Origin of the sequence: uncultured Negativibacillus sp., from assembly GCF_944388365.1 — a bacterium.
In the GTDB taxonomy this organism is placed as follows: Bacteria; Bacillota; Clostridia; order Oscillospirales; family Ruminococcaceae; genus Negativibacillus.
The window spans coordinates 1-7,892 of sequence record NZ_CALXIN010000084.1; the positions used below are offsets into that span (position 1 = coordinate 1).

Annotated in this window: 9 protein-coding genes; 7 read left to right on the forward strand and 2 right to left on the reverse strand. The window is 49.8% G+C overall.

What is annotated here, in order from left to right; all coding sequences use genetic code 11:
* Both Q0L39_RS09530 and Q0L39_RS09535 read right to left on the reverse strand, forming a co-directional pair.
* Positions 1-293: lyase family protein (locus Q0L39_RS09530; RefSeq protein ID WP_296628701.1), on the reverse strand; the 293-nt coding region annotated here is incomplete at its 3' end.
* A 21-nt stretch (positions 294-314) separates the two neighbouring features.
* Complete coding sequence (locus Q0L39_RS09535; RefSeq protein ID WP_296628702.1) at positions 315-605, reverse strand: hypothetical protein; 291 nt, start codon at positions 603-605, stop codon at positions 315-317.
* 56 nt (positions 606-661) lie between these two features.
* Between Q0L39_RS09535 and Q0L39_RS09540 the strand changes: the two genes are divergently transcribed.
* From Q0L39_RS09540 to Q0L39_RS09570, 7 genes are all read left to right on the forward strand, one after another.
* Positions 662-1,891, forward strand: coding sequence for a malic enzyme-like NAD(P)-binding protein (locus Q0L39_RS09540; protein WP_296628704.1), 1,230 nt, complete (start codon positions 662-664; stop codon positions 1,889-1,891).
* Between the two features lie 161 nt (positions 1,892-2,052).
* On the forward strand, positions 2,053-2,979 hold the full coding sequence (locus Q0L39_RS09545) for a dienelactone hydrolase family protein (RefSeq protein WP_296628705.1): 927 nt from the start codon (positions 2,053-2,055) through the stop codon (positions 2,977-2,979).
* Positions 2,972-3,523, forward strand: a complete 552-nt coding sequence (locus Q0L39_RS09550) for a GrpB family protein (protein WP_296628715.1) — start codon at positions 2,972-2,974, stop codon at positions 3,521-3,523. Before Q0L39_RS09545 ends, Q0L39_RS09550 begins: the two co-directional genes overlap by 8 nt.
* Positions 3,524-3,804: 281 nt before the next feature.
* Positions 3,805-4,551, forward strand: a complete 747-nt coding sequence (locus tag Q0L39_RS09555; RefSeq protein ID WP_296628708.1) for a DeoR/GlpR family DNA-binding transcription regulator — start codon at positions 3,805-3,807, stop codon at positions 4,549-4,551.
* Between the two features lies 1 nt (position 4,552).
* Complete coding sequence (pfkB, locus tag Q0L39_RS09560) at positions 4,553-5,455, forward strand: 1-phosphofructokinase (RefSeq protein ID WP_296628710.1); 903 nt, start codon at positions 4,553-4,555, stop codon at positions 5,453-5,455.
* A gap of 19 nt (positions 5,456-5,474) precedes the next feature.
* Positions 5,475-7,388, forward strand: coding sequence for a fructose-specific PTS transporter subunit EIIC (locus Q0L39_RS09565; RefSeq protein WP_296628711.1), 1,914 nt, complete (start codon positions 5,475-5,477; stop codon positions 7,386-7,388).
* A gap of 93 nt (positions 7,389-7,481) precedes the next feature.
* The gene (locus Q0L39_RS09570) at positions 7,482-7,745 is read left to right on the forward strand and encodes an HPr family phosphocarrier protein (RefSeq protein WP_296628713.1); all 264 of its coding nucleotides are present in this window, start codon (positions 7,482-7,484) and stop codon (positions 7,743-7,745) included.
* The last annotated feature ends 147 nt before the right edge of the window (positions 7,746-7,892 follow it).

Sequence of the window (7,892 nt, forward strand, 5' to 3'; positions counted from 1 at the left end):
CCTGCACCGCCCTGGATTGGGTCGCACAGGAACTGGTCGTGCAGCTTGCCAGCGATGATCTCATCACAAGCCTGGCAGATGGCGTCTTTGATCTTTTCGTCCATCTCGCCTACCTGGCAGTTGCAGATTGCGCATGCTTTTTTGATTTCTGCCATCGAATTGATGAATTCTGGCTGCAGTTTCTGGCCGGTGATGTGGAAGTTTTCAAAACCACGCAGCGACTGTACGCCATAGTAAGCGTCTACTGGAACCTGTTTTTCACCGATGGAGTCTTTTTCAATACGATATTCCATGATTCAACCCTTCTATTCTTTTTAATATCTTGTCTGTTTTTTCGAACATTTTGACGCAAATCCTGCATCATTTGCTTTTATTATAGCATTGACCCAAAAAAAATCAAGTGCTTTCGGTTCTAAAAATCGAGGATTTGAGGGCTTTAATTCATTTTTTTGCAATTTGTCCATCATTTTTACAAATCTTTGTACGCTTTTTCTATTGCCTTTTTTTTGACAGAAAGAGTACAATAAAAGTATCGAATTTTTGTGGGAATAACTTCTATTCCAATCAAAAAAATTCGCCAAAGTTCCTGCATTGCTGACCGGCATTTCAGGGGCGCCTAATATGTGTAAAACATGATTTAAGTTTAAGGAGGATTTCCGAAATGGACGTTTATGAAAAATCTCTTGAACTGCACAAAAAAGCGCAGGGCAAACTGCGTGTAGAGTGCAAAGTTCCTCTGAATGGTGCTGAAGACCTCTCTCTGGCTTATTCTCCAGGCGTTGCACAGCCATGTATCGAAATCAATAAAGATTACAATACCATCTATGATTACACTGCAAAAGGCAACATGGTTGCTGTTGTAACAAACGGTACCGCTGTTCTGGGTCTTGGCAACATCGGCGCAGGCGCAGGTCTGCCGGTTATGGAAGGTAAATCCGTCCTGTTCAAATCCTTTGCAGGTGTTGACGCTTTCCCAATCTGCCTGGACACCATGGACCCAGACAAGATCATCGAAACCGTTAAACTGATGGAGCCAACCTTCGGCGGCGTTAACCTCGAAGACATCAAAGCTCCAGAGTGCTTCTACATCGAGAGCAAGCTCAAAGAGATCTGTAACATTCCGATCTTCCACGATGACCAGCATGGTACTGCTATCGTTACTCTGGCAGGTCTGATCAACGCTCTGAAAGTTGTTGGCAAAGACATCAAAGATATCCACGTTGTAGTAAGCGGCGCAGGTGCAGCAGCAATCGCTATCACAAAACTGCTTCTCTCCGCAGGTATTGCTGATGCTATCCTCTGCGACAGCAAGGGCGCTATCTACGAAGGACGCGAAGGCCTCAACGAAGTGAAGGTTGAAATGTCCAAAGTTACCAACCACAACAAACTCTCCGGTTCTCTGGGCGACGTTATCAAAGGCGCAGACGTATTTGTCGGCGTTTCCGCTCCTGGCGTTCTCACACCTGAGATGGTTAAGAGCATGGCAAAAGATGCAATCATCTTTGCTTGCGCTAACCCAACCCCAGAAATCGATCCAGCTCTTGCAAAAGAAGCAGGCGCTGCTGTTATCGGTACCGGCCGTTCCGACTATCCAAACCAGGTCAACAACGTTCTTGCATTCCCAGGTATCTTCCGTGGTGCTCTGGATGTTCGTGCAAGCAAGATCAATGAAGAGATGAAGATTGCTGCTGCTAATGCAATCGCCTCTCTGGTTTCCGCTGAGGAACTGAGCGCTGACTATGTCATCCCATCTCCATTTGATCCACGTGTAGCTCCTGCTGTTGCACAGTACGTTGCAAAAGCTGCTATCGAGACCGGTGTTGCTCAGAAGACCGACATCACTCCAGAGCAGGTTGCAGAGCATACCCGTGAGCTGGTTGCTAAGAAATAAGTTTTTCAAAGCTGTAACCCTAAAAGCCTTCGCAGTCTGACTGCGAAGGCTTTTTTTTTCTGTCTGCACGATTGGCAGCAGATGCGAGGATGTGCTCTATACTTTTAAAAAATGATGTGATATAGTATAAGAAAAAATTGCTTTGACAGGGGGATACAACCATGACCTATACACAGCTGCTCAATCGTGCGATTGCACTTCTGGACGAGCAGGGACCCGAGGCTGCCTATCAACTGATGAAGACGGAAGGCTTTGAGGTCGAATACGCCAATCAGGCACAGATTTATAACTTTGCTTACTGTTTTGCTGCCCTCAGCGGTCACATCGACGAGGCGCTGGGTTTGATGAAGGAGGCGCTCTATCAAAAGGGATTCTGGTATGATTACGATTATCTGATGGAGGATGAGGATCTGGAGGAGCTGCGCCGTGACCCGTCGTTTGAAACGATGGCAAAGCTTTGTCAAGAGCGTCAGCAGGCAGCACAGGCTGCTGCAAAACCGCAGCTGGTGCAGGAAAACGTGCAGCCTGCAAAACCGTTTCTGCTGATTCTCCACGGCGACCAGCAGAATCCGCAGATGACCGCTCCTTACTGGCAGAGTGCAAAGGAATTAGATTATGGACTTGCCTTTGCGCAGTCCTCCCAGATTCAGGTGTCCGACGGCTACCTGTGGGATGATGAGCAGCAGGCGGCAGAGGAGATTCAGCAGCATTGGGAAACTCTGAAGCAGCAGGGAACCGATGTGGACAACAGCATCCTGTGCGGTTTTTCCTCCGGCGGACGTGCTGCCTTCTATGCAGCTGTCACCGGTGCCGTACAGCCCAAGGGTCTGATTCTGGTTGCTCCATGGCTGCCGGAACTGGAGGAGTGGACCGAGGACCTGAGCAAACTCAAAGCGGCAGGAACCAAGGTTTATATCTGCTGCGGCGACATGGATGAGGATTGCTTTGAGGGCAGCGAGGCACTGTTTGAAATTCTCGACGACAACGGCATCGACGTACAGTTTAAGCTTTGTCCGGAGCTGGAACACGATTATCCAGAAGATTTTGACCGAATCTTGCAGGAGGCGGTTCGCTTTGTCAATGAATAAAGAGAATGAACAGCAGTTTTCCACCAAAGAGGTGCGCGTCGTTCCCTATGATCCGCAGTGGAAAGCCGAATTTGAAAAGATTCGGGCGATGATCCAAAGCTGCATCGGAGACTACCTTGAAACGATTGAACATGTCGGTTCCACTTCGGTGGAAGGCTTGGGTGCAAAGCCGGTCATCGATCTGGATGCCGTGTTAAAACACAAGGAGGATCTCCCAAAGGTGATCGAACAGCTCGGGAAGTATGGCTATGTGCATCAGGGAGATCTCGGACTGCCAGGACGGGAGGCATTCTTCCGTCCGCGGGACTATGATGAACAGGAAAAAAGTGTGATAAAGTATCACTTTTATGTCTGCCACAAGGAGGCAAAGCCTTATCTGGAACATATTGCCTTCCGCGATTATCTGCGCACCCATCCGCAGGCCAGGGACGAGTATCAGCGCATCAAGCAGGAACTGGCGCAGCAGTACCGCTATGATGTGGATACCTACTGTGAACACAAAACCGCATTTGTACGGTCTATTCTGCAAAAGTGCGGACTATAATGCTTATATGAAACACAAAACAGCTTTTCGTAAATTGAAAAGCTGTTTTGTGTTTTTTGCAGAGAAATCGTTTTATTATCAAAATCAATCAAATTCAATCAAGACATCAATTTCCCTATATTTCCTGATTTTGCCGTATAATATGACCTGACTGTCAATTTGCATGAGGAAATACACGAAAGATTGTTGATTATTTTTGACTGATTTTGATTGAAAATGATTGAAAATGAGTTTGGAAGGTGCTATAATCAGCTTAACGACAGGGAGAAGGAGGGCAAAGGATGATCGCAGAGGAACGAATGCAGACAATTTTGCAGCTGCTGGAACAGCGGCGGACGGTGAGCGTGGCAAGTCTGTGCCAGGCAACCGGCGCATCAGAGGCGACCATCCGCCGCGATTTAAGCGAGCTGGACCGACAGGGAAAGCTGTGCAAGGTCCACGGAGGAGCCACCCTTCCACAGAACGAGTTTGAAAGTCAGGAACCGGACGTGACGGTGAAAGCACAGCTGAATGTCGAACAGAAGGATCGGATTGCCCGCTATGCGGCAGCGCAGATCAACGACGACGACTTTGTTTTTATCGACGCGGGAACCACCACGCTGCGGATGGCCGACTATCTGGGTCAGTCCAAAGCGACCTTTGTCACCACCGGCATCGAATGTGCCAAAAAACTGGTGGAAAAGGGGCTTCGGGTCTATGTGCCAGGCGGACTGTTAAAACCTGGAACGCAGGCCTTGGTGGGAGCGGCAGCATTGGAGTCGATGGGAAGATACAACTTTACCAAGTCCTTTGTCGGCACCAACGGCATCAGCATCCGCCACGGATTTACCACTCCGGACACCGAGGAAGCCGCCATCAAATCGCTGGCGGTGCAGCACTCCTATCTGTGTTATATCCTTGCCGATTCCAGCAAGTTTGGCAAGGTGGCGGCGGTCACCATCTGCCCGCTCAATAAAGCCTGCATCCTGACCGACAGGTTGCCGGATGAGAGCTATCGAAGTCAGACGGTCATAAAAGAGGTGGATTAGTTTGATTTATACAGTCACATTCAATCCTGCCATCGACTATGTGGTCAGGATGGAACATTTTTGCGCAGGGGAGGTCAACCGCACCAGCAGCGAGGAGATTCAGTTTGGCGGCAAGGGCATCAACGTCTCCAATGTGCTCAAAAATCTGGGCGTACCAAGCTGTGCGCTGGGATTTGTAGCAGGCTTTACCGGCAAGGCGCTGGAAGATGCACTGCACAAAAGCGGGGTGGATACCGATTTCATCCATCTGAACAACGGGATGACCCGCATCAATGTCAAACTCAAAGCAGAGTGTGAGACCGAGATCAACGGTCAGGGTCCGAGCATCGGCACCGAGGAATTGCAGCAGCTGTTTGACAAGCTCGAGCAGCTCAAACAGGGAGACATTCTGGTGCTTGCCGGAAGCATTCCGCACAGCCTTCCAAGCGACATCTATGAAAAGATCATGCAGCGGATGGAAGGAAAGGACATCATGGTTGTGGTGGACGCGACACAGGATCTGCTGTGCAACGTCCTGAAATATAAACCGTTTTTGATTAAGCCAAACCACATTGAACTGGGAGAAATTTTTGGCGTGCAGCTGCACAGCGACGAAGAGATCGTGGAAGCAGCCCAGAAGCTGCAGCAGCAGGGCGCACGCAATGTCCTGGTATCTATGGCGGGAGCAGGAGCGATCCTGCTGGACGAAAACGGAACCCATCACAAGATCAGCGCGCCTAAGGGAACGGTAAAGAACTCGGTCGGCGCGGGCGATTCGATGGTTGCCGGATTTTTGAGCGGCTATCTTGAAAGCGGCGATTATGCCGTCGCATTGAAGATGGGAACTGCCACCGGCAGCGCGACTGCTTTTTCGGACGGACTTGCCACCGGAGAAGAAGCAAGAGCACTTTTTAAAACCTTGTAGTGAGGAAGGGGTAACAAAGATGAGAATTATTGACCTGCTCAGCAAAGAAAAGATCGTACTGGGAACCCAGGCGAAAGACAAGGCGGATGCCATCGAAAAGATGGTTGACCTGCAGGCAAAGAGCGGCTGTCTGAAAGACCGCGAAACCTACAAACAGGCAATTCTTGCAAGGGAAGCACAGAGCAGCACCGCCATCGAAGCGGGCATTGCAGTTCCGCATGCAAAATCCGAGACAGTTACAAAACCATCGCTGTGTGCAATGACACTCCAGCAGGGTGTGGATTACGGAGCAATGGACGGTCAGCCGTCCGATCTGTTCTTCATGATCGCAGCTCCGCTCGACGGTGACCTGCATCTGGAGATTCTCTCCCATCTGATGGTGCTGCTGATGGACCCAGAATTCCTGGCTCAGCTGCGCGGCGCAAAGGATGCAGAAGAATTCCTGTCGGTCATCGACCGCTTTGAAACAGCGAAATATGGCGAGGCTCAGCCGGCTGCAGCTGCTCCTGAAAAACAGGGCACTCGCATCCTTGCAGTTACTGCCTGCCCGACCGGTATCGCCCACACTTATATGGCAGCAGAGGCACTGGAAAAGGCAGCCAAAGAGATGGGACTTACCATCAAGGTAGAAACAAACGGCAGCGGCGGTGTCAAGAACAGACTGACTGCTGAGGAGATTGAAAATGCCGACGGTATCATCGTAGCGGCAGACAAAAACGTAGAAACTGCTCGTTTTGCCGGTAAAAAGGTGCTGTTTGTACCGGTATCCGACGGCATCCATAAACCAAAACAGCTGATCGAACAGATCGAAAGCGGCAGCGTTGCTGTTTACGAACATAAAGGTCAGGTGGAAGAAACAAGCACCGAGAAGAATGAGAGCATCGGACGTCAGCTTTACAAACATCTGATGAACGGTGTCAGCCACATGCTCCCGTTCGTTATCGGCGGCGGTATCCTCATCGCAATCGCCTTCCTGCTGGATGACTACTCCATCAATCCGGCAAGCTTTGGTACCAACACACCGCTTGCAGCTTTCTTCAAGACTGTCGGTGATACCGCATTCAACTTCATGCTTCCAATCCTGGCAGGTTATATCGCTTACAGTATCGCAGACAGACCTGGTCTGGCAGTCGGTTTTGTCGGCGGTTATATCGCAAAAGTCGGAAACTCCTTTGCAAATATCAGCGGTGAAAATGCAATCTCCGGCGGATTTTTGGCAGCACTGCTTGCAGGTTTTGTAGCAGGCTATCTGGTTCTGGCCATCAGAAAAGTATCCTCCAAGCTGCCGGAAAGCATGGAAGGCATCAAACCGGTTCTGATTTATCCACTGTTCGGCGTATTCTTTATCGGCGTATTTATGTTTGCAGTCAACCCGATTATGGCTGCGATCAACTCCGGCATCGTTAACCTCCTCAACTCGATGGGCGGCAGCAGCAAGATTCTGCTGGGTGCCATCGTTGCAGGTATGATGAGCATTGATATGGGTGGTCCATTCAACAAAGCAGCTTACGTCTTTGGTACAGCTTCGATTGCTTCCGGCAACTACGACATCATGGCAGCAGTTATGATCGGCGGTATGATTCCTCCGCTGGCAATCGCACTGGCAACCACCTTCTTTAAAAAGAAATTCACCGCAGATGAGCGCAAATCCGGTGTTGTCAACTACATCATGGGCCTGTGCTTCATCACCGAGGGCGCTATCCCGTTTGCAGCATCTGACCCGCTGCGTGTCATCCCATCCTGTGTGGTTGGTTCCGCAGTTGCAGGTGGTCTGTCGATGATGTTTGGCTGCACTCTGCGTGCTCCACACGGCGGCATCTTCGTATTCCCTGTTGTAGGCAATGTTTTTGGTTACCTCATCGCTCTGGCAGCAGGCGCTGTTGTCGGCATGCTGATGCTGGGTATCCTGAAAAAGGATAAAGTATCCGAATAAAACAAAGAATATCAAGTAAATCATTGATCACACGGTTCCTTCCCCATTCATACAGGATGGGGAAGGACTGACTGTCAGAAAGGAAATTGTATTATGGTATCTGCAAAAACAAAAGTAATCAACCCAATGGGAATGCACATGCGTCCAGCGCAGCTGTTCATCAAAGAAGTCACTCCATTTGGCTGTGATGTATTCATCAACTTTAACGGCAAGGACATCAACGCAAAAAGTATCATGAACCTGATGGCTGCCTGCATCAAACAGGGCAGCGAGATCGAGATCAAATGCGACGGCGACAACGAGGAAGCTTGCCTGAAGGCAGCAGTTGCGCTGGTTGAGTCCGGCCTGGGCGAATAATCGTTTTTCAAATACAGGGAGGTGTATCCAAGTGTTGCAGGGAGTTGGCGCGTCGGCAGGCATCGGCATTGGTAAGATCGTCTGCATCAGAGAAGAAAGCCTGGACTATTCCAAAGTGGTGTATCAGGGCAAAGAACAGGAACAGGC